The sequence below is a fragment of the Micromonospora inositola genome, from assembly GCF_900090285.1.
Classification (GTDB): Bacteria; Actinomycetota; Actinomycetes; order Mycobacteriales; family Micromonosporaceae; genus Micromonospora; species Micromonospora inositola.
Window position 1 is genome coordinate 3653496 of record NZ_LT607754.1, and the last position, 19305, is coordinate 3672800.

Consider the following 19305-nt stretch of genomic DNA (forward strand, 5'->3'; position numbering starts at 1 on the left):
AGCACCTCGTGGCTGCGGAAGGAGGGTAGCGGCGTGGGCTCTGTCACCGCCACTGTGGCGCCGCCCACGGACTCAAACGTTACCCGATGGTTTCGGACATTTAGCGCCATAGTCGCCTCCGGCTTCCGGCGCCACGCCACCTACCGGCAGGCCGCCGTAGCCGGCGTGGTCACCAACACCGTCTTCGGCTTCCTGCGCTGCTACATCTTCCTCGCCGTGGCCGGCGCGGCCGGGACCGTCGCCGGGTACGACCGGGCCCAGCTCGCCACGATCGTCTGGGCCGGGCAGGGCCTGCTGGCGGTGATCCTGCTCTGGGGCTGGACCGACCTGGCGGACCGGATCCGGACCGGGGAGATCGCCAGCGACCTGCTCCGACCGGTGCACCCGGTGACCAGCTACCTCGCCACCGACCTGGGCCGCGCGGGGTTCGCCTCGCTCTCCCGGCTGCTGCCGCCGGTGCTGATCGGCCCGCTCTTCTTCGACGTGTACCTGCCCCGGCGGTGGGCCACGGTGCCGCTCTTCGCGCTCTCCGTGCTGGTCGCCGTGGTGCTCTGCTTCGGCTGCCGGTTCCTGGTCAACGCCACCGCGTACTGGCTGCAGGACGTCCGGGGCGCGATGATCCTCTGGACGCTCTCCTCCGGGGTGCTCGCGGGGCTCTACTTCCCGCTGCGCTTCCTGCCCGGGTGGCTCCAGCTCGCGCTCTGGTACGGCACCCCGTTCCCGAGCCTGTTCCAGACCCCGCTCGACGTGCTGGTCGAGCGGGACCCGGCCCCGGCGCAGCTCGGGCTGGTGGGGCTCCAGGTCGCCTGGGCGGTGCTGATCCTTGCCGCCTGCCGGCTGGTGCAGCACCGGGCCGAACTCCGGCTGGTGGTGCAGGGTGGCTGAGCGGTTGGCCGCGTACCGGGCGTTGTTGAGGACGCAGGCCCGGTCGCAGGCCGCGTACCGGACCTCGTTCGTGGTGGACCTGGTCGGCAACGTCGGCGCGACGGTCTTCGACGTGGTCACCGTGCTGGTGCTCTTCGGGGTGACCAGGGAGCTGGGCGGGTTCACGCTGCGGGAGGCGCTGGTGATCGTCGGCATCTCGTCGTTCGCGTTCGCCACCGCCGACCTGCTGGTCGGGAACATCGAACGGCTGCCCCGGTACGTCCGGACCGGGCTCTTCGACGCCGTGCTGGTCCGCCCGCTGGGTGCGCTGCCCCAGCTGCTGCTGATGGACCTGCCGCTGCGCAAGGTGTCCCGCGCGTTCTTCGGCCTGGCCGTCCTGGTCGTGGCGGTCACCTCGGCCGGGATCGACTGGACGCCGGGCCGGTTGGCGCTGGTGGTGGTCGCCCCGGTCGCCGCGGTGGTCTTCTTCGGCGCGGTCTTCGTGACCACCGCGACGGTGTCGTTCTACTGGATCGACTCCGGTGAGCTGGCCAATTCGGTCACCTACGGCGGGCGCGACTTCACGTCGTACCCGATCACCGTCTACGGCGGCTGGTTCCGGGCGCTCTTCGCGTACGGGATGGGCTTCGCCTTCGTCAGTTACCACCCCGCGCTGGCGCTGCTCGGCCGGGCCGACCCGCTCGGCCTGCCGGGCTGGGTCGGCTGGGTGTCGCCGGGCGTCGCACTGGTCGCCGCCGGAGTCGCCACCGCGGCCTGGCGCGTCGGGGTCCGTCACTACCGGAGCACGGGATCGTGAGCGTCATCACCGTGCAGTGCGAGGAGTGAGCTTGCGAGCCCCGCAGTCACAAACAGAGGTCATTCTTGTGCGCGGGCTGCGCAAGGAGTTCACCGTCCGGGTGAAGGCGGGACGGCTGCGCCGGGAGAAGCGGGTGGTCGCCGCCGTCGACGGGGTCGACCTGCGGGTGGAGCGCGGCGAGATGCTCGGCTACATCGGCCCCAACGGCGCCGGCAAGTCGACCACCCTGAAGATGCTCACCGGCGTGCTGATGCCGTCGGCGGGGGAGGTCCGGGTCTGCGGCCTGCGGCCGGTGGCCGAGCGGACCCGGCTGGCGCTGCGCATCGGGGTGGTCTTCGGCCAGCGCTCGCAGCTCTGGTGGGACCTGCCGCTGCGCGACTCGTTCGACCTGCTGCGGCACGTCTACCGGGTGCCGGCGGCCGAGCACGCGGCCCGGCTGCGTCGCTGTCGCGACCTGCTCGACCTCGACGAGTTCCTGGACACCCCGGTCCGGCAGCTGTCGCTGGGCCAGCGGATGCGCGGCGAGCTGACCGCCGCCCTGCTGCACGGCCCGGAGGTGCTCTTCCTGGACGAGCCGACCATCGGGCTGGACGTGGTGAGCAAGCAGGCCGTCCGGGGCTTCCTGGCGGAGCTGGGCCGGGCCGGTGACACCACCCTGGTGCTCACCACCCACGATCTGGCCGACATCGAGCGGCTCTGCCGCCGCCTGGTGGTGATCGACCACGGCCGGGTGGTGCACGACGGCTCCATCGCCGCCCTGCACAGCCGGTACGGCTCCCGCCGACTCGTCGTCGCCGAACTGGACACCGCCCTCGCCGCGCCGCCGACGCTGCCGGGCGCCCCGCTGTACCGGGTGGATGCGGACGGGCACCGGCTGGTCTTCGCCCTGGAGTCGGCGGGCGTCGCCGAGGTGGTCGCCGGGCTCGCCGGCCTGGCCACGCTGCGCGACATCTCGATCGTCGAGCCGGACATCGAGGAGGTCGTCGCCCGCCTCTACCGCGCTCCGGCGGTCACCGGCTGATCCGCGGTGGAGGGCCGGGCTCAGGGATGCTCCATCACCAGGACCGCGAAGGTGCCCGGCGCCAGCGCCTCGTACCGGTGCGGCGCGTCGCCGGGGAACGTGGCGTAGTCGCCGGGACCGAGGTCGACCAGGTCGGATTCCGGCCCGACGCGCATCCGGCCGGCGGCGACCACGATGTGCTCGATGCTGCGCGGGGTGTGCGGCTCGGCGACGCGGACGGCGCCCGGCTCCAGCTCCATCACGTAGACGTCCCGCCGGCTGTGGGCGGAGCCCGCGGCGAGGAGGGTGGCGGTGAAGTCGGCGTGCTCGGAGCGGACCCGGGGGCCCTCGCCGGCCCGGATGACCCGGACGGCGGCCGTTGGTGGCTCGACCAGGCGGCTGAACGGTACGCCGAGCGCCACGCCGAGCGCCCAGAGCGTCTCGACGCTCGGGTTGCCCACCCCGGACTCCAGTTGGGAGAGGGTGGACTTGGCGATGCCCGCGCGACGGGCCAGCTCGGTCAGCGAGATGCCGGCCCGGTCGCGCTCGCGGCGCAGGGCGGCCGCGATGGTGGCCAACGGCGGAGCGGGCTCGACGGGCATTGTTCGCTCCATAGGTCTATTTGTTCGGTTTGACGAACGCGGCGAGGTGTGTTCATCATAATGGACCATGCGTACGCCAAACCGAACGCCCGACGTGGCGATGCTGCGGGACGTCGCCGCCATCGGCGCGGCGATGGTCGCCGTCGGCGCCTCGTTCGGCGCGATGGGGGTCGCCGCCGGGCTGCCCGGCTGGGCGACGGTCGCCATGTCCGTGCTGGTGTACGCCGGCGGCGCGCAGTTCATGGCCGTGGGGCTGGTGGCCGCCGGCAGCCCCCTCGCGGCGGTCCTCGCCGGCCTGCTGCTCAACGCGCGGCACCTGCCGTTCGGCCTGACCCTGGGCGACAGCCTCGGCCACCAGCGCTGGCGGCGGCTGCTCGGCAGCCACCTGATGACCGACGAGGCGACCGCCTTCGCGCTGGCGCGACCGGCCGGCGGCGCGCGCCACCGCGCCTTCTGGCTCGCCGGGACACTGCTCTTCCTGGCCTGGAACGCCGGCACCCTGCTGGGCGTGCTCGCCGGTGGCGCGGTCGGTGACCCGACCGCTTTGGGCCTCGACGCGGCCTTCCCGGCCGGGCTGATCGCCCTGCTGCTGCCGACGCTGCGCGACCCGGAGATCCGCCGGGTGGCGCTGACCGGCGCGGGGCTGGCGGTACTGGCCACCCCGGTGCTGCCGGCCGGGCTGCCGGTGCTGCTCGCGCTCGGCGCCCTGGTCCTGCCGTTGATCCGCCGCCGGCCGCCGGGCACCGACCCGGTGCCCGTGACCGCCGCCGGGGCGGACCACCGGGAAGCCGGACCGGGACGGGTCGTCGCGACGGAGGAGGCGCCGTGCTGATCGCCGTGATCCTCGCCCTGGCCGCCGGCACGTACGGCTTCCGGGTCGCCGGAGTGCTGATGCGGGACCGGCTGGACCTGCCCGACTGGTCCCGGCAACTGCTGCCGGTCGCCGCCGCCGCCCTGCTGGCCGCCCTCGCCGCGACCGCCGCGCTGGCCGAGGCCGGCGGGTTCGCCGGCTACGCCCGGCCGGCGGGCGTGCTGGTCGGGGTGCTGCTCGCCTGGCGCCGCGCGCCCTTCGTCCTGGTGGTGGTCGCCGCGGCGGGCACCACCGCGCTGCTGCGCCTGGCCGGGGTGGCATGACGAGGCCCCTCCCCGCGGCGGGCGGGAAGGGGCCGGTCGGAACGGGCTCGGGTCAGATCTTGTCGCCGATGTTGACCCGCGGCGCCGGGGCGCGCATCCGGCGGAAGGTGATCGACCGCATGATCGCGTACAGGTAGAGCGAGCCCAGCTTCTGGTCGCTCTTCGGGAACCGCTCCCGCATCAGCTTCTTGATCTTGCGAGAGATCAGGACGGAGTCGACCACCACGCCGAGCGCCAGCGCGCCCCACATGACGTTGGAGGCCAACCGGACGATCGGCGGCATGGCCTGGTTGGAGCCGACCAGCACGATCAGGGCGCCGCCGAAGAACCAGGTGCCGACCGTACGCCGGGAGTCGACCACGTTGCGGGCCAGCAGCCGCTCCGGTCCCCGGTCGCGGGGGCCGCCCTCGCGACGGAACTCCGAGGACGCCTCGGCGCGGGCCGCCCGGCGCTGCTCCCGGGCCTCCTCCTTGGTCAGCGGCCGGGTCGGGCCGCTGACCCGCCGGCCAGCGGTCGGCCGCTTCGGCGTGACCTGGCCCAGCTCCTTCTTGCTCGGGGTGTATCCCCGGGTGCGGGCGGCGGTGGACTCCTCGTCGGTCGTCACCGGGGTGACGGATTCCTGGACGAGGTCGGCGGGCTTGCGGCGAAACAGCGACGGCACGAGGTGAAGGGTAGCCACACGGCCGCGCCCGGTGCACATCGCGGGTGCACCGGGCGCGAATGAAGCGGTGTGATGTTACGGACGCTCGACGTGCGCGCCCAGGTCGGCCAGCTTCTTCTCGAAGTCCTCGTAGCCCCGGTTGATCAGGTCGACGCCGTACACCCGGGAGGTGCCCTCGGCGGCGAGCGCCGCGATCAGGTGGCTGAAGCCGGCCCGCAGGTCCGGGATGACCAGGTCGGCCGCGTGCAGCTTGCTCGGCCCGGCGATCACCGCGGAGTGCTTGAAGTTGCGCCGGCCGAAGCGGCACGGGGTGCCGCCCAGGCAGTCCCGGTAGACCTGGATGTTGGCGCCCATGGTGTTCAGCGCCTCGGTGTAGCCCAGCCGCTGCTCGTAGACCGTCTCGTGGACGATCGACAGGCCCCGGGCCTGGGTCAGCGCCACCACGAGGGGCTGCTGCCAGTCGGTCATGAAGCCGGGGTGCACGTCGGTCTCCAGCGCCACGGCGTTCAGCTCGCCGCCCGGGTGCCAGAACCGGATGCCGCCCTCCTGGCCCGGGTCGCCCAGCTTCGGCGGGCGGGCGTCGGTCACCTCGTACTCGCCGCCGACCGAGCGGAAGACGTTCAGGAAGGTCATCATGTCGGCCTGCTGCGCGCCCAGCACCTCGACGTCCCCGCGGGTGGCCAGCGCGGCCGCCGCCCAGCTCGCCGCCTCGATCCGGTCCGGGATCGGCCGGTGCGTGTAGCCGTGCAGCTTCTTCACGCCCTGGATCTCGATCACCCGGTCGGTGTGCACCTTGATGATCGCGCCCATCTTCTGCAGGATGCAGATCAGGTCGATGATCTCCGGCTCGACCGCCGCGTTGCGCAGCTCGGTGACGCCCTCGGCCATCACCGCGGTCAGCAGCACCTGCTCGGTGGCGCCCACGCTCGGGTACGGCAGGGCGAACTTGGTGCCGTGCAGCCCGTTCGGCGCCGACAGGTGCATCCCCTCGGGGGTCTTGTCGACGGTCGCGCCGAACTCGCGCAGCGCCTGGATGTGGAAGTCGATCGGGCGGGGGCCGATGTGGCAGCCGCCCAGGTCGGGGATGAAGGCGTGGCCGAGCCGGTGCAGCAGCGGGCCGCAGAACAGGATCGGGATCCGGCTGGACCCCGCGTGCACGTTGATCTGATCGGTGCTGGCGCTCTCGACGTTCGAGGGGTCGAGGATGAGCTCGCCGTCCTCCTCGCCGTCGCTCACCTTCACCCCGTGCAGGTCGAGCAGGCCGCGGACCACCTCGACGTCGCGGATCCGCGGCACGTCGAACAGCCGGCTGGGCGAGTCGGCCAGCAGGGCCGCGACCATCGCCTTGGAAACGAGGTTCTTCGCGCCGCGCACGCGGATCCGCCCTTCCAGCGGAGTGCCTCCGTGTACGACCAGGACGTCGTCGGTCAACGCAACCTCCAGCGCGTTGGTGCTGCCGTGTAGATGGTTGGGGTCCACGATCTGCATCGCTACCCGAAACGCGGCCAGGTGAAAACGGCCCGCATCTGTTGTCGCCCCGGCAGCATAGCCGTCCGTGACGAGAATGGAATCGGTCACATCACCAGTGAGGGCACGAACCGGGGTGTCCGGCACGTTTCCGTACCAGCGACATGACCGAGCGTGATCAACCGGCGGTGGGTGGCGGGGTGTCCGCCCCGGGGAGGGCGAGCATCTGGTCCAGGGCCACCCGGGCGTGATGCGCGGTGTCCGGGTCCACGGTGATCTGGTTGACCACCCGGCCGGCCACCAGCTCCTCCAGCGCCCAGACCAGGTGCGGCAGGTCGATCCGGTTCATCGTCGAGCAGTAGCAGACGGCCTTGTCCAGGAACATGATCTGCTTGTCCGGGTGGGCCAGCGCCAGCCGGCGGACCAGGTTCAGCTCGGTGCCGACCGCCCAGGCCGAGCCGGCCGGGGCCGCCTCGATGGTCTTGATGATGAACTCCGTCGAGCCGACGTGATCGGCGGCGGTGACCACCTCGTGCCGGCATTCCGGGTGGACCAGCACGTTCACCCCCGGCACCCGCTCCCGGACGTCGTTGACGCTGTCCAGGGTGAACCGGCCGTGCACCGAGCAGTGCCCGCGCCACAGGATCATCTTCGCGTCGCGCAGCTGCTCCGGGGTCAGCCCGCCGTTCGGCTTGTGCGGGTCGTAGAGCACGCAGTCGTCCAGCGAGAGGCCCATCTCCAGCACCGCCGTGTTGCGGCCCAGGTGCTGGTCGGGCAGGAAGAGCACCTTCGACCCCTGCTCGAACGCCCAGTCCAGCGCCCGCTTCGCGTTCGACGAGGTGCAGACCACGCCGCCGTTGCGCCCGACGAAGCCCTTGATGTCCGCCGAGGAGTTCATGTACGTCACCGGGACGGTGTCCCGCGCGATGCCCAGCTCGGTCAGCACGTCCCAGGCGGTCTCGACCTGCGACAGCACCGCCATGTCGGCCATCGAGCAGCCGGCGGCCAGGTCCGGCAGGATGACCTTCTGGGCGTCCGAGGTGAGGATGTCCGCGCTCTCGGCCATGAAGTGCACGCCACAGAAGACGATGTACTCCGCGTCGGGCCGGGCCGCCGCCTCGCGGGCGAGCTTGAACGAGTCGCCGGTCACGTCGGCGAACTGGATCACCTCGTCGCGCTGGTAGTGGTGCCCCAGCACGAACACCTTCGTGCCGAGCGCGGCCTTGGCCGCCGCCGCCCGGGCCACCAGGTCCGGGTCGCTCGGCGCGGGGAGGTCACCCGGACACTCCACGCCACGCTCGGTGGCGGGGTCGCTGCCGCGGCCGAGGAGCAGCAGCGCAGTGGCGGTGTTGGAGGGCTCAACCCAGGTCGAAGTCACGCCTCCCATGGTCCCACAGCGTGGCCGGTGCGCAGCGGCTCCAGGTGTGGCCTGCCACACTGCTGGGCATGCGCGTGCTGCTCTGCCCGGACAAGTTCGCCGGCACCCTGCCGGCCCCGGAGGTGGCCGCCGCGGTGGCCGAGGGCTGGCGGGCGGTGGCCGCCGGCGACGACCTGCTGATCCGGCCGCTCGCCGACGGCGGGCCCGGCTTCGTCGCCGTCCTCGCCGAGGCGCTCGGCGGCCGGCGCGTGCCGGTGCCGACCGTCGACCCGCTCGGCCGGCCCGCCGCCGGTGAGATCCTGCTCACCGACGACGGCGTGGCCTACCTGGAGAGCGCCCAGGCGTGCGGGCTGCACCTGCTCACCGCCGCCGAGCGCGACCCGAAGGCCACCACCTCGTACGGGCTGGGGCTGCTGGTGGCCGCGGCCGTCGAGGCCGGGGCCCGGACCGTGGTGGTCGGGCTGGGTGGCTCCGCCACCAACGACGGGGGCGCCGGCATGCTCACCGCGCTCGGCGTCACCCCCCTCGACCAGACCGGCCACGCCCTGCCGTACGGGGGAGCGGCGCTCGCCGCGGTGGCCGCGCTGGACGGCGCGCCCCGGCTGCGCGGGGTGGACCTGGTCGCCGCCACCGACGTGGACAACCCGCTGCTCGGCCTGCACGGGGCCAGCAACGTGTACGGCCCGCAGAAGGGCGCGACCCGCGAGGACGTGCTGCTGCTCGACGCGGCCCTGGAACGCTGGGCCGCGATGCTGGAGAATGACCTGCCCGGCTGCCCGCCGGGGCTGAGCGTGCTGCCCGGTGGCGGCGCGGCCGGTGGGCTGGGCGCGGCGATCCTGGCGCTGGGCGGCCGGTGCGAGTCGGGCATCGGCCTGGTCACCCGGGCCATCGGGCTGGACGCCGCGCTCGACCGCGCCGACCTGGTGATCACCGGGGAGGGCTCCTTCGACCACCAGTCGCTGCGCGGCAAGGTGGTCGCCGGGGTGGCCGGGGCCGCCCGGGACCGCGGCGTGCCCTGTGTGGTGCTGGCGGGACGGGTGAGCACCGGCCGCCGGGAGGCCGCCGCGGCCGGGGTCACCGAGGCGTACAGCCTGGTGGAGCACTTCGGCGGCGAGGAACGCGGCGGGATGGAGGCGGCGATGGGCCGGCCCGCCGAGGGGCTGCGGGCGCTCGGCGCCCGGCTGGCCCGACAGTGGAGCCGTTGAGCGGGCCGCTGGCCTGCGGCGCGGCTCACGCGCCCCGGACCACGCCACCGGAGGTGACTCCCGCCGGGGCGGCGTACGATCAGATCTGGACCACACCGGGAATCACTGGGCGACGCGCGACGTTGGCCAGTGCGTCCGGACCCACACCGCGCAGGGAGATTTCCACGTGACCACGCCAGCGCAGACCGAGTCGACCGAGGCCAAGGCCCCTACTTCCGTCGTCCTCACCGACGTCGCAGCGCAGAAGGTCAAGGCCCTGATCGAGCAGGAGGGCCGCGACGACCTGCGGCTCCGGATCGCGGTGCAGCCGGGCGGCTGCTCCGGCCTGCGGTACCAGCTCTTCTTCGACGAGCGGTCGCTCGACGGTGACATCGTCACCGACTACGACGGTGTCGAGGTCGTCGTCGACCGGATGAGCGCCCCCTACCTGGCCGGCGCGACGATCGACTTCGCCGACCGGATCGACGCCCAGGGCTTCACCATCGACAACCCGAACGCCGGCAACTCCTGCGCCTGCGGCGACTCCTTCAGCTGAGTCGACGTCGCGCCGAGCCGGCCGGCCCGTACGGGGCCGACGGGTGACGTGACGAAAACGGCGGGACCACCCTCCTCGGGTGGTCCCGCCGTTTCTTCGCGCCTCCGGGTGTCCGGGCGGTGACGTCCGGGTATGCGTGGGTCGACCGGTTCTCGACCGACCCGCGACCGACGCGCCGACCGGGCCGGTAGGCTGACCGGCGCCGTGCTGCCGACCCCGAGGGCTGACATGAAGATCGCCGTGACCGGCTCGATCGCGACCGACCACCTGATGAGCTTCCCCGGTCGCTTCGCCGACCAGCTCATCGCCGACCAGCTGCACAAGGTGTCGCTGTCGTTCCTCGTGGACGAGCTGGTGCTGCGGCGCGGCGGGGTGGCGGCCAACATCGCCTTCGGCATGGCCCAGCTCGGGCTGCGTCCGGTGCTGCTGGGCGCCGTCGGCCCCGACTTCGCCGACTACCGCTCGTGGCTGGAGCGGCACGGGGTCGACTGCGACTCGGTGCACGTCAGCGAGGTGGCCCACACCGCCCGGTTCGTCTGCACCACGGACACCGACATGTGCCAGATCGCCTCCTTCTACGCGGGGGCGATGAGCGAGGCCCGCAACATCGAGCTGGCTCCGGTGGCCCAGCGGCTCGGCGGCCTCGACCTGGTGCTCGTCGGCGCCAACGATCCCGAGGCGATGGTCCGGCACTCGGCCGAGTGCCGGGAGCGCGGGTACGCCTTCGTCGCCGACCCGTCCCAGCAGCTCGCCCGGATGGACGGCGAGGACGTGCTCGGCCTGATCGACGGCGCCGAGTACCTGATGACCAACGACTACGAGAAGTCGCTGCTGCAGAGCAAGGCGGGTCTCAGCGACGCGCAGCTGCTGGAGCGGGTCAAGGTCCGGGTCACCACGCTGGGCAAGGACGGCGCGGAGATCGCCGGCCGGGACTTCGACACCATCCACGTGCCGATCGCCCGGGAGATCCAGGCCGTCGACCCGACCGGCGTCGGCGACGGGTTCCGGGCCGGCTTCTTCACCGCCCTGTCCTGGGGGCTGGGCCTGGAGCGGGCCGCCCAGGTCGGCTCGCTGCTCGCCACCCTGGTCCTGGAGACCGTCGGCACCCAGGAGTACGAGGTCCGCCGGGACCTGTTCGTGAAGCGCCTCGCCGAGTCGTACGGCGACGTGGCCGCCGAGGACGTCCGGCCGCACCTGCTCCCATGAGGTCCGCCGTACCCGACCCCGGCCAGCCCGGCGTGTCCGGCGGGGTGGACCCGGGCGCCGTCCGCCCCGGCGCGGCCGTCGCCGCCGGTCCGGTGCTGGTGGCGTTCGCCGGGCTGCCCGGGGTGGGCAAGAGCACCCTGGCTGTCCGGGTCGGCGCGGCGCTGCGCGCCCCGGTCCTGCCGGTGGACCCGGTCGAGCGGGCGCTGGGCCGGTACGGCCTGGTCGGCGACGTGCCCGGGATGGCCGCGTACGGCGCGGTCGCCGGTCTCGCCGAGGTGCAGCTCGGCCTCGGGCTCAGCGTGGTGGTGGACGCGGTCAACCCGGTGGCCAGCGCCCGCGGCCTCTGGCACGACCTGGCCGAGCGGGCCGGGGTGCCGCTGCGGGTGATCGAGGTGCACTGCGGTGACGAGGCCGAGCACCGCCGCCGGGTCGAGGCGCGGCTGCCCGCCGAGCCGGACCCGCACCTGCCCACCTGGGAGCAGACGCTGCTCCGCCGCGCCGAGTACGAGCCGATCATCGGTCCCCGCCTGGTGGTCGACACCACGGTCGACATCGACCCCCTCCCCGCCATCCTCAGCTATCTCGCATGACCCGTCACCGGCTGCGCCGGACGTCGTAGCTGGACCCGCCCGTCCCGGCGCCGAGGAACTCCTGCCCCCGCATCCGGCACCAGGCTGGGATGTCGACCGCCGCGGCGGGGTCGTCGGCGAGGACGCGGAGCACCGCGCCGACCGGCAGCTCGGGGAGCCGGCGGGCCAGGGCGATCACCGGCAGCGGGCAGCGCTGGCCCCGGCAGTCCAGCACCTCGTCCGGCTCGCTCACAGCCCCACCACCCCCGCTTCGGCGCGCAGGTCGGCGACGATGCCGGGCAGCTCGGCGAGGAACCGCTCGACGTCCGCCTCGGTGGTCTCCCGGTGCAGCGACACCCGGACGTTGCCGTGCGAGAGCACCCCCATCGCCTCCAGCACGTGCGACGGCCGCAACGTCGACGAGGTGCAGGAGGAGCCGGAGGAGACGGCGAAGCCGCGCCGGTCCAGCGCGTGCAGCAGCGCCTCGCCGTCCACGTAGAGGCAGGAGAAGGTGACCAGGTGGGGGAGCCGGTCGACCGGGTCGCCGACCACCTCCACGTCCGGCACGTCGGCCGCCACCCGGGCCCGGATCCGGTCCACCAGCGGCGCCAGCCGGGTCGCCTCGGCCGCCGCGTCGGCCGCCGCCGCGCGCAGGCTCGCCGCCGCCGCGACCACCGCCGGCAGGTTCACCACCCCCGGCGTACGCCCCGACTCCCGCTCGTCGGCCGGGAACGGCGACTCCCAGCGGGCGCCCTTGCGGACCACCAGCAGCCCGACGCCGGGTGGCCCGCCCCACTTGTGCGCGCTGGCGCTGAGCACCGACCAGCCGGCCGGCACCGGTGCCCGGCCGACCAGCTGCGCGGCGTCGACGTAGAGCGGCACCCCGGCGTCGGCGCACTCGGCGGCCGCCGCCGGCACCGGCTGGACGGTGCCCACCTCGTGGCTGGCCGCGATCAGCGCGGCGAGCGCCACCCCGGGCGCCCGGACCGCCGCCGACCAGGCGTCCAGGTCGAGCCGGCCGACCCGGTCCACCGGTACCGGGACGGCCGTCCCGCCGGCGGCGACGTGCCGCTCCGCGGCGTGCAGCACCGCGGAGTGCTCGATCGCGGAGTGCACCAGGGTCGCCCCGACCCGGCGCCGGCCGCTCAGCCCGCCGAGCACGGCGGCGTGCGCGGCGGTCGTACCGCTGGGGGTGAAGGAGAGTTCGTCGGCGCGGACGCCGAGCGTCTGCGCGGTGGCCTCGCGGGCGGCGTCGAGCAGTTGGCGGGCCCGGCGGGCCTGGGTGTAGAGCTTGCCGGGGTCGGCCCAGCCGTCGTCTAGCGCGGCCAGCAACGCCTGCCGCGCGACCGGATGCAGCGGCGCCGCGGTGGCCGCGTCCAGGTAGACCGGGGATGCGCTCACGAATGCCCACGCTATCGCGCCGGTACGCCCAAGATCCCCCCAATGGGGGCGGACACTGACCCCAACACGGTCCGGCCCGTCATGGTCGAGTAATCTGCGACCGTCGGTGACGCCTTTGCCGTCGGTGTTGAGGAAACAACCACCGCGGCGCGCTAGGGAGGCAGGACCAGGTGGTCGCAAGGAGTTCGGAGGTACGGCCGACGGCCGTACGGCACAGCGCTTCCCCAGGAGCCGGTGGGCGCCGGCGGCGTGGTGCTGGTCGACTCGCCGGGCTCGGTCTCGGCGGAGCGGCGCTGCTGGTTCTGCTCACCGGCTGCGACGTCGGCGGGACGTTCGGCGGCTTCGGGTGGCCGCAGGGCGGCATCACCCCCGAGTCGCACAAGATGTACGACCTGTGGATCGCGTCCTGCATCGCGGCGCTGGCGGTCGGCGTCTTCGTCTGGGGCCTCATCTTCTGGTGCGTGATCCGCTACCGGAAGCGGGGCAACGCGCTGCCGGTGCAGACCCGCTACAACTTGCCGATGGAGTTCCTCTACACCATCGCGCCGATCCTGATCGTCTCCGTGCTCTTCTACTACACGGCGATCGTGCAGACCGGTGTGAACAAGACGACGAAGAACCCGGACGTCACCGTCGAGGTCGTCGCCTTCAAGTGGAACTGGCAGTTCAACTACCGCGACGGCCAGGGCCGCGACGCCAACACCGTCGCCTCGGTCCTCGGCACCAGCGAGGTCATCCCGGTGCTGGTCCTGCCGACCGGCAAGTCGATCCGCTTCGAGGAGCAGAGCCGCGACGTCATCCACTCCTTCTGGGTGCCGGAGCTGCTGTTCAAGCGGGACGTCATGCCGGGCAACATCCGCAACGTCTTCGAGGTCTCCAGCCTCGACCAGGAGGGCGCGTACGTCGGCCGCTGCGCCGAGCTGTGCGGCAGCTACCACGCCTTCATGAACTTCGAGCTGCGGGTCGTCTCGCCGGAGAAGTACGAGCAGTTCCTGGCGGCGAAGAAGGCCGGCAAGTCGACGCAGGAGGCGCTCAAGGCGATCGGCGAGCCCGAGTACGCCACGAAGACCGCGCCGTTCAACACCCGGCGTGACAAGAACAACTTCAACCCGGACAGCGCTCCGGTCGGCGCGGGAAGCTGAGGGATCCGGCATGAAGACCGAGTGGAAAATCTTCCTGGTCATCGCGACGTTCCTCTTCGGCGTCGCGATCCTCTACGCCGCCTGGACGTACGGCGAGGGCGGCCGGGTCGAGTGGGTCGGCACCGTGGCGCTGCTGCTGTCCTTCCTGCTCTGCTCGATGTGCGGCGGCTTCTTCTGGTTCGTCTCCCGCCGCATCGACCTGCGCCCCGAGGACCGGGCGGACGCCGAGATCGCCGACGGCGCGGGCGAGATCGGCTTCTTCAGCCCCGGCAGCTACTGGCCGTTCGGGCTGGCGCTGGCCGCCGCGATCGCCGGTCTGGGCCTGGTGTTCTGGCAGTTCTGGCTGCTGGGTCTCGGCCTGGTGGCGGTCATCTTCGCCGCCTGCGGCCTGCTCTTCGAGTACTACAGCGGCACCCGCCGCACCGCCGAGCACTGAGCTGACGGCTTCCCCGACAGGCCCGCGTCCTCCGGACGCGGGCCTGTCGCCGTCCCCGGCTGGCCGCGCCTCCGCGCCGCATGGCGACGCTGGGCCGCCCGACTCGCCCCGGCCAGGCGACATGGCCTGTCGGGCCGGCCCGGACAGCGCCAGGTCGGCGACGTGGTGTGCGGACCAGAGCGCGGTCGGCGGTGCGGGTCAGGCCGCGCGGCGGTGGGTGGCGACCCGGCGGCGGCTGTCCAGGCGCGGGGGGCGGAAGGCGAACGTGGCGATCAGCAGGGCCACGCCGCAGCCGGCGCAGACCAGCTCGGGGCAGTCGACGCCGTGGCCGTCGGCGCAGGGCGGGGCCTCGAACGGCTGAACGCCCTCGCAGCTGTCGCAGTAGAGCTCACGGTCCGACACGGGCGTCTCCTCTCGCTCCGGCCCGCCGAAGGGCAGCGCCGCCACCGGCGGAAAACGGAAATTACTCCCGTGTAGTTTGGCACGCCGGTCCGACACTTTCCGGATCGGACCCGACCGGCTCGCCCGGCAACGGCGGCGTCGGCACGGTCGTCCCGGGGCGGCCGCAGTTCCTGGGTAGCACCCACCCCGACAACCGGCCGAGGAGACCGGGCCGGGGGAGCCGGGCCGGTCAGAGCGAGCGGGCGACCTCGAGCCAGCGGTCGAGCGCGCCGGCGGCGGCGCCGGAGTCGATGGACTCGGCGGCCGTGGCCATTCCGGCCCGCAGCGCCGCGGTCAGGTCCCCGTCCAGCGGCCCCTGGGTGGCCAGCGCCACCGCCGCGTTCACCTGCACGGCGTCGCGGACCGGGCCGGTCTCGCCGGCCAGCAACCGCCGGGCCACCCCGGCGTTGTACGCCGCGTCTCCGCCCCGCAGATCGGCCAGGGTGGCCCGGGGCACCCCGAGGTCGGCCGCGTCCAGCAGCGCCTCTCTGACGGTGCCCTGCTGGGCCACCCAGACCCGGGTCGGCGCGGCGGTGGTGAACTCGTCCAACCCGTCCTCGCCGCGCATCACGATGACGGAGTCGCCCCGCTCGGCGAAGACGGCCGCCATCACCGGCGCCATCCGCAGGTCGAAGCAGCCGACCGCGCCGGCCCGGGGCCGGGCCGGGTTGGTCAGCGGGCCGAGGAAGTTGAACGCGGTGGGCACGCCGATCTCCCGGCGGACCGGGCCGGCGTGCCGCATCCCGGGGTGGAACCGGGCCGCGAAGCAGAAGCCGATGCCCGCCTCCTCGACGCACCGGGCGACCTGCTCGGGAGCCAGGTCGAGCGGGACGCCGAGGTGTTCCAGCAGGTCGGCGGTGCCGCAGGAGGACGAGGCGGCGCGGTTGCCGTGCTTGACCACGCGTACCCCGGCGCCGGCCACCACGAGCGCGGTCATGGTGGAGATGTTGACCGTGTGCGCGAGGTCACCACCGGTGCCGACCACGTCCAGGGCGGTCCGGCGCAGCTCCTCGGGCAGCACCACCTCGACGGAGCGGCCGAGCATCGCCTGCACCAGGCCGGCCAGCTCGGCCGGGGTCTCACCCTTCGCGCGCAGCGCCACGGCGAAGCCGGCGACCTGGGCCGGGCTGGCCGCACCCGTCATGATCTCGTCCATCGCCCAGGCGGTGTCGGCGGTGGTGAGCTCGTCGCCGCGCAGCAGCGCGTTGAGCAGCAGCGGCCAGGTCCGTTCGCCCATGGCGGGCCTCCCGAGCGGGCGTGGAGATGCGGGTGGTGAGGAACGACGTCGGCGCCACGGCCGCGATGCCGTGGCGCCGAGGGGGTGGGTCAGGCCGCGGCGTGCGTACGCCGCAGCAGCTCGGCGACGGTGGTGCCGGTGGTCACGGGGTCGAGCGGGTGCACCAGCGTCGCGTCGACCTCGGCGTACGCGGCCAGCCAGCGGTCGGCCGCCCGGGCGATCACCACGCAGGTCGGCGGGGCGTCGTCCCGGTCGTCCTTGATCTGCCGGGCGATGCCGATGCCACCGCCCGGGGTGGCCTCGCCGTCGAGCAGGAGCAGGTCGATCTCGTAGTCGTCGACCAGCCGGACGCACTCGGCGTAGTCGGCGGCGTCGACGAACTCGATCTGGAGCCCGGGCGCGGGCCGGGTGCCGACGGCCAGCCGCATCCGGTCGCGGACCTTCGGGTCGTCGCTGTAGAGCAGGACGGTGCAAAGACGATCGCTCATCGCTGGCTTGGCTCCCACCTCGTAGCTGCCCGCTGATCGTAGCGGTCGTCACATCGGGCCGGACGGCCCGCCCTGGCGGGCCGCTGGGCGTACCGCCCGGGACGGTCAGGCGGGCGACTCGGCGGCGCGTTGCCGGGCCTCCTGGCGGTCCAGCTCGCGGTCCACCCGGCGGGCCTCCCGCTCGGACTGCTTCACCCACTGCACGACCAGCACGGCCAGCATGGTGACGCTGACGAACTCGCCGCCGGCCCAGAGCACGCCGCCGGCCACCACCTGGTCGTCCCACGGGTTCGACCAGCTCAGGTGCAGCGACGGGTACCAGTCGCCGCCGAAGAGCGTGGTGCTCTGCATGATGGTGAGCCCCAGCACGGTGTGGAACGGCACGGAGAGCACCATCAGCAGCGCCCGGGCCGGGTACGGCCAGCGGCCGGGCAGCGGGTCCAGGCCGACCAGCGGCCAGAAGAACACGCAGCCGGTCATGATGAAGTGCGCGTGCACCAGCTCGTGCGCCCAGTCGTGCTGCAGGGTGAAGTGGTACAGGTCGGTGAAGTACAGCGCGAACGGGTTCACCACGAAGATGGCGAACGCCACCAGCGGGAAGGTGTAGATCCGCGCGATCCGGCTGTGCACGATCGCCAGCAGCCGCTTGCGCGGGCGGACCGGCAGGGTGCGCAGGGCGAGCGTCACCGGCGCGCCGAGGGCCAGGAAGATCGGCGCCACCATCGACAGCACCATGTGCTGGACCATGTGCACCGACAGCAGCGCGGTGTCGTACGCGTGCAGCCCGCTGACCGTGACCGAGGCGATGCCGCCCAGCCCCGGGCCGAGGAAGCAGACCGTGCGGACGACCGGCCAGCGGTCGCCGCGCAGCCGCATCCGGTAGACGCCGTAGAGGTAGAGCCCGGCGGCGACGACCAGCCCGAGGGCGAGCCAGCTGTCCAGCCGGGTCTCGGTGAACACCCGGGCGACGGTGAAGGGCGGCGGGACGGCTTCGCCCCCCGCCGCGAGGGTCGACGGGGCGACCGAGGTGGCGGCTAAGATCGGATCGACGTGCAGCACGCTTTTCAGGGTAGGTCAGGCGAACCGGACCACCCCGATCGGGCCACGGATGGCGCAGGTTTGCCACCCCGCTGATCGCCGGTCCCGGCCAAGGGCAATAATGACCGCGTGACTGCGGCCCCAGCCATTGACAAGAGCCGGATCCACTCCCTGACCCGACCCAACATGGTCAGCGTCGGGACGATCGTGTGGCTCTCCAGCGAACTCATGTTCTTCGCGGCGCTGTTCGCGATGTACTTCTCCATCCGCGCGGCTGCGCCGGAGCAGTGGGAGAAGCACACCGAGATCCTGAACATCCCGTACGCGACCACCTTCACGGTGATCCTCGTGCTGTCCTCGGTGACCTGCCAGCTCGGTGTGTTCGCCGCGGAGAAGGGTGACGTCCACGCCCTGCGGCGCTGGTTCACGATCACCTTCGTGATGGGTCTGATCTTCGTACTCGGCCAGGCGAACGAGTACCGCAACCTGGTCCACGAGGGCGTGAAGATCAACGTAGACGGTTATGGGTCGATGTTCTACCTGACCACCGGCTTCCACGGCCTGCACGTGACCGGCGGTCTGATCGCCTTCATCATCTTCATGATCCGCACCACCATGGGCCGGTTCACCCCGGCGCAGGCCACGTCGGCGATCGTCGTGTCGTACTACTGGCACTTCGTCGACGTCGTGTGGATCGGCCTCTACGCCATGATCTACTGGCTCCAGTGATCTTGGCGCGTCACGAACCGCGCCGCTGCCCCGTCCCCTGAGACAAGGTCCAACCGGTTAAGGACACAGGTCATGACTTCTGACAACGACCGCCGACGCGGTCTGCTCGCGCGCCTGCGCGGGCGGCCCGTAGCGCGCAGCAGGGGCCGCCGCCGGCTGGGCGCCGCGGTCCGGCTGATCGCCGCGCTGACGCTGGCCGGCGGCGCCTACACCGTCTTCGCCCCCGGCGTGCAGGCGCAGGAAAACCCGCCGCTGAGCGCCGCCGCCGGCGAGGGCAAGGCGCTGTTCGACGTGAGCTGTGTGACCTGTCACGGTCGCAACGCCCAGGGTGTCGAGGGACGCGGGCCGAGCCTCATCGGAGTCGGCTCGGCCTCGGTCGAGTTCCAGGTCAGCAGCGGTCGGATGCCGATGGCCCGGCAGGAAGCCCAGGCCATTCGGAAGCCCCCGCAGTTCACCGACGAGCAGGTGCGCCAGCTCGGCCAGTACCTCCAGGAGCTCGGCGGCGGTCCGCAGGTCCCCGCGGGCAACAACCTCCACGAGGGCGCCGACCTGGCGACCGGTGGCGAGCTGTTCCGGATCAACTGCTCGCAGTGCCACGCCTTCGGCGGTGGCGGCGGCGCCCTCTCCTCCGGCAAGTACGCCCCGAGCCTGAGGCCCGCGAGCGACCGGCAGATCTACGCCGCGATGCTGAGCGGCCCGCAGAACATGCCGGTCTTCGGCGACAACCAGCTGCGGCCGGAGCAGAAGGCGGACATCATCGCCTACATCCAGGAGACCCTGAAGCACGACCAGGACCAGGGCGGCTTCAACCTCGGCCGGTACGGGCCGTCCACCGAGGGTCTGGCGGCCTTCCTGATCGGCATCGTCGCGCTGGTCTTCGCTAGCCTGTGGATTGCGGGCAAGTCGTGACCCAGCGGATCATTCGTTTCAGTGCTGCGGTGCCGGGCTCCGGCGC

At 72.9% G+C, this 19305-nt stretch carries 23 protein-coding genes; 13 read left to right on the forward strand and 10 right to left on the reverse strand.

Annotated features, from left to right (window positions below; all coding sequences use genetic code 11):
* The first annotated feature begins 33 nt into the window (after positions 1-33).
* Genes GA0070613_RS17515 through GA0070613_RS17525 form a run of 3 tightly spaced genes read left to right on the forward strand, consistent with a single transcriptional unit; the run spans position 34 to position 2702 of the window.
* Positions 34-885 carry an ABC transporter permease gene (locus GA0070613_RS17515; protein ID WP_089013282.1) on the forward strand — a complete coding sequence of 284 codons (852 nt, stop codon included), beginning with the start codon at positions 34-36 and terminating at the stop codon, positions 883-885.
* The gene (locus GA0070613_RS17520; RefSeq protein WP_089013283.1) at positions 878-1681 is read left to right on the forward strand and encodes an ABC transporter permease; all 804 of its coding nucleotides are present in this window, start codon (positions 878-880) and stop codon (positions 1679-1681) included. Before GA0070613_RS17515 ends, GA0070613_RS17520 begins: the two co-directional genes overlap by 8 nt.
* 31 nt (positions 1682-1712) lie before the next feature.
* Positions 1713-2702, forward strand: a complete 990-nt coding sequence (locus tag GA0070613_RS17525; protein WP_089013284.1) for an ABC transporter ATP-binding protein — start codon at positions 1713-1715, stop codon at positions 2700-2702.
* A 20-nt stretch (positions 2703-2722) separates the two neighbouring features.
* Here GA0070613_RS17525 and GA0070613_RS17530 read toward each other — a convergent pair whose 3' ends face one another.
* Positions 2723-3283, reverse strand: a complete 561-nt coding sequence (locus GA0070613_RS17530; RefSeq protein WP_089013285.1) for a helix-turn-helix domain-containing protein — start codon at positions 3281-3283, stop codon at positions 2723-2725.
* Between the two features lie 67 nt (positions 3284-3350).
* Between GA0070613_RS17530 and GA0070613_RS17535 the strand changes: the two genes are divergently transcribed.
* Complete coding sequence (locus GA0070613_RS17535; RefSeq protein ID WP_089013286.1) at positions 3351-4115, forward strand: AzlC family ABC transporter permease; 765 nt, start codon at positions 3351-3353, stop codon at positions 4113-4115.
* Positions 4109-4417, forward strand: a complete 309-nt coding sequence (locus tag GA0070613_RS17540) for an AzlD domain-containing protein (protein WP_089013287.1) — start codon at positions 4109-4111, stop codon at positions 4415-4417. Before GA0070613_RS17535 ends, GA0070613_RS17540 begins: the two co-directional genes overlap by 7 nt.
* 52 nt (positions 4418-4469) lie before the next feature.
* On the opposite strand, the gene GA0070613_RS17545 is transcribed toward GA0070613_RS17540, so the two are convergent.
* From GA0070613_RS17545 to nadA, 3 genes are all read right to left on the reverse strand, one after another.
* The gene (locus tag GA0070613_RS17545) at positions 4470-5078 is read right to left on the reverse strand and encodes a DUF3043 domain-containing protein (protein ID WP_089013288.1); all 609 of its coding nucleotides are present in this window, start codon (positions 5076-5078) and stop codon (positions 4470-4472) included.
* Positions 5079-5153: 75 nt separating this feature from the next.
* Complete coding sequence (gene murA, locus GA0070613_RS17550; RefSeq protein WP_231929255.1) at positions 5154-6566, reverse strand: UDP-N-acetylglucosamine 1-carboxyvinyltransferase; 1413 nt, start codon at positions 6564-6566, stop codon at positions 5154-5156.
* 157 nt (positions 6567-6723) lie between these two features.
* Positions 6724-7923, reverse strand: a complete 1200-nt coding sequence (gene nadA / locus GA0070613_RS17555; protein ID WP_089016018.1) for a quinolinate synthase NadA — start codon at positions 7921-7923, stop codon at positions 6724-6726.
* 68 nt (positions 7924-7991) lie between these two features.
* On the opposite strand from nadA, the gene GA0070613_RS17560 reads away from it, so the two are divergent.
* The 4 genes from GA0070613_RS17560 (at position 7992) to GA0070613_RS17575 (ending at position 11459) form a co-directional block, all read left to right on the forward strand.
* Entirely contained in the window at positions 7992-9128 is a 1137-nt protein-coding gene (locus tag GA0070613_RS17560; RefSeq protein ID WP_089013289.1) for a glycerate kinase family protein, read from the forward strand.
* Positions 9129-9294: 166 nt separating this feature from the next.
* Positions 9295-9663: an iron-sulfur cluster insertion protein ErpA gene (gene erpA / locus GA0070613_RS17565; RefSeq protein WP_089013290.1), complete on the forward strand. Its 369-nt coding sequence runs from the start codon at positions 9295-9297 to the stop codon at positions 9661-9663.
* A 228-nt stretch (positions 9664-9891) separates the two neighbouring features.
* Positions 9892-10869, forward strand: coding sequence for a carbohydrate kinase family protein (locus tag GA0070613_RS17570; protein ID WP_089013291.1), 978 nt, complete (start codon positions 9892-9894; stop codon positions 10867-10869).
* Positions 10866-11459 (forward strand): AAA family ATPase, encoded by a 594-nt coding sequence (locus GA0070613_RS17575; RefSeq protein WP_089013292.1) that lies wholly within the window; start codon positions 10866-10868, stop codon positions 11457-11459. The genes GA0070613_RS17570 and GA0070613_RS17575 overlap by 4 nt, the downstream gene beginning before the upstream one ends.
* Positions 11460-11463: 4 nt before the next feature.
* Here GA0070613_RS17575 and GA0070613_RS17580 read toward each other — a convergent pair whose 3' ends face one another.
* Positions 11464-11691 carry a sulfurtransferase TusA family protein gene (locus tag GA0070613_RS17580; protein ID WP_089013293.1) on the reverse strand — a complete coding sequence of 76 codons (228 nt, stop codon included), beginning with the start codon at positions 11689-11691 and terminating at the stop codon, positions 11464-11466.
* The gene (locus GA0070613_RS17585) at positions 11688-12839 is read right to left on the reverse strand and encodes a cysteine desulfurase family protein (protein ID WP_089013294.1); all 1152 of its coding nucleotides are present in this window, start codon (positions 12837-12839) and stop codon (positions 11688-11690) included. Before GA0070613_RS17585 ends, GA0070613_RS17580 begins: the two co-directional genes overlap by 4 nt.
* A 170-nt stretch (positions 12840-13009) precedes the next feature.
* Between GA0070613_RS17585 and ctaC the strand changes: the two genes are divergently transcribed.
* Complete coding sequence (gene ctaC / locus GA0070613_RS17590) at positions 13010-13981, forward strand: aa3-type cytochrome oxidase subunit II (RefSeq protein WP_089013295.1); 972 nt, start codon at positions 13010-13012, stop codon at positions 13979-13981.
* Positions 13982-13991: 10 nt separating this feature from the next.
* Complete coding sequence (locus GA0070613_RS17595; RefSeq protein ID WP_089013296.1) at positions 13992-14417, forward strand: cytochrome c oxidase subunit 4; 426 nt, start codon at positions 13992-13994, stop codon at positions 14415-14417.
* A 198-nt stretch (positions 14418-14615) separates the two neighbouring features.
* Here GA0070613_RS17595 and GA0070613_RS17600 read toward each other — a convergent pair whose 3' ends face one another.
* The 4 genes from GA0070613_RS17600 to GA0070613_RS17615 all read right to left on the reverse strand — a co-directional run bounded on the left by GA0070613_RS17600 (position 14616) and on the right by GA0070613_RS17615 (position 17642).
* The gene (locus GA0070613_RS17600; RefSeq protein WP_089013297.1) at positions 14616-14819 is read right to left on the reverse strand and encodes a hypothetical protein; all 204 of its coding nucleotides are present in this window, start codon (positions 14817-14819) and stop codon (positions 14616-14618) included.
* A 229-nt stretch (positions 14820-15048) separates the two neighbouring features.
* Positions 15049-16095 (reverse strand): anthranilate phosphoribosyltransferase, encoded by a 1047-nt coding sequence (gene trpD, locus GA0070613_RS17605; protein ID WP_089013298.1) that lies wholly within the window; start codon positions 16093-16095, stop codon positions 15049-15051.
* An 89-nt stretch (positions 16096-16184) separates the two neighbouring features.
* The gene (locus GA0070613_RS17610; protein ID WP_089013299.1) at positions 16185-16583 is read right to left on the reverse strand and encodes a response regulator; all 399 of its coding nucleotides are present in this window, start codon (positions 16581-16583) and stop codon (positions 16185-16187) included.
* A gap of 105 nt (positions 16584-16688) precedes the next feature.
* Positions 16689-17642: a cytochrome c oxidase assembly protein gene (locus tag GA0070613_RS17615; RefSeq protein ID WP_089013300.1), complete on the reverse strand. Its 954-nt coding sequence runs from the start codon at positions 17640-17642 to the stop codon at positions 16689-16691.
* A 108-nt stretch (positions 17643-17750) separates the two neighbouring features.
* On the opposite strand from GA0070613_RS17615, the gene ctaE reads away from it, so the two are divergent.
* Together ctaE and qcrC are read left to right on the forward strand one after the other, a co-directional pair.
* The gene (gene ctaE / locus GA0070613_RS17620; RefSeq protein ID WP_089013301.1) at positions 17751-18350 is read left to right on the forward strand and encodes an aa3-type cytochrome oxidase subunit III; all 600 of its coding nucleotides are present in this window, start codon (positions 17751-17753) and stop codon (positions 18348-18350) included.
* Positions 18351-18422: 72 nt separating this feature from the next.
* A complete protein-coding gene (gene qcrC, locus GA0070613_RS17625; protein ID WP_089013302.1) occupies positions 18423-19259 on the forward strand; it encodes a cytochrome bc1 complex diheme cytochrome c subunit in 837 nt (278 codons plus the stop codon).
* Positions 19260-19305 lie beyond the last annotated feature (46 nt).

What these genes read in the sequence shown, in the direction of transcription:
- GA0070613_RS17530 (WP_089013285.1), bottom strand. Translation starts at nt 3,283, where the DNA reads ATGCCCGTCGAGCCCGCTCCGCCGTTGGCCACCATCGCGGCCGCCCTG.
- GA0070613_RS17535 (WP_089013286.1), top strand. Translation starts at nt 3,351, where the DNA reads ATGCGTACGCCAAACCGAACGCCCGACGTGGCGATGCTGCGGGACGTC.
- murA (WP_231929255.1), bottom strand. Translation starts at nt 6,566, where the DNA reads ATGCAGATCGTGGACCCCAACCATCTACACGGCAGCACCAACGCGCTG.
- GA0070613_RS17560 (WP_089013289.1), top strand. Translation starts at nt 7,992, where the DNA reads ATGCGCGTGCTGCTCTGCCCGGACAAGTTCGCCGGCACCCTGCCGGCC.
- GA0070613_RS17570 (WP_089013291.1), top strand. Translation starts at nt 9,892, where the DNA reads ATGAAGATCGCCGTGACCGGCTCGATCGCGACCGACCACCTGATGAGC.
- GA0070613_RS17575 (WP_089013292.1), top strand. Translation starts at nt 10,866, where the DNA reads ATGAGGTCCGCCGTACCCGACCCCGGCCAGCCCGGCGTGTCCGGCGGG.
- GA0070613_RS17595 (WP_089013296.1), top strand. Translation starts at nt 13,992, where the DNA reads ATGAAGACCGAGTGGAAAATCTTCCTGGTCATCGCGACGTTCCTCTTC.
- trpD (WP_089013298.1), bottom strand. Translation starts at nt 16,095, where the DNA reads ATGGGCGAACGGACCTGGCCGCTGCTGCTCAACGCGCTGCTGCGCGGC.
- GA0070613_RS17610 (WP_089013299.1), bottom strand. Translation starts at nt 16,583, where the DNA reads ATGAGCGATCGTCTTTGCACCGTCCTGCTCTACAGCGACGACCCGAAG.
- qcrC (WP_089013302.1), top strand. Translation starts at nt 18,423, where the DNA reads ATGACTTCTGACAACGACCGCCGACGCGGTCTGCTCGCGCGCCTGCGC.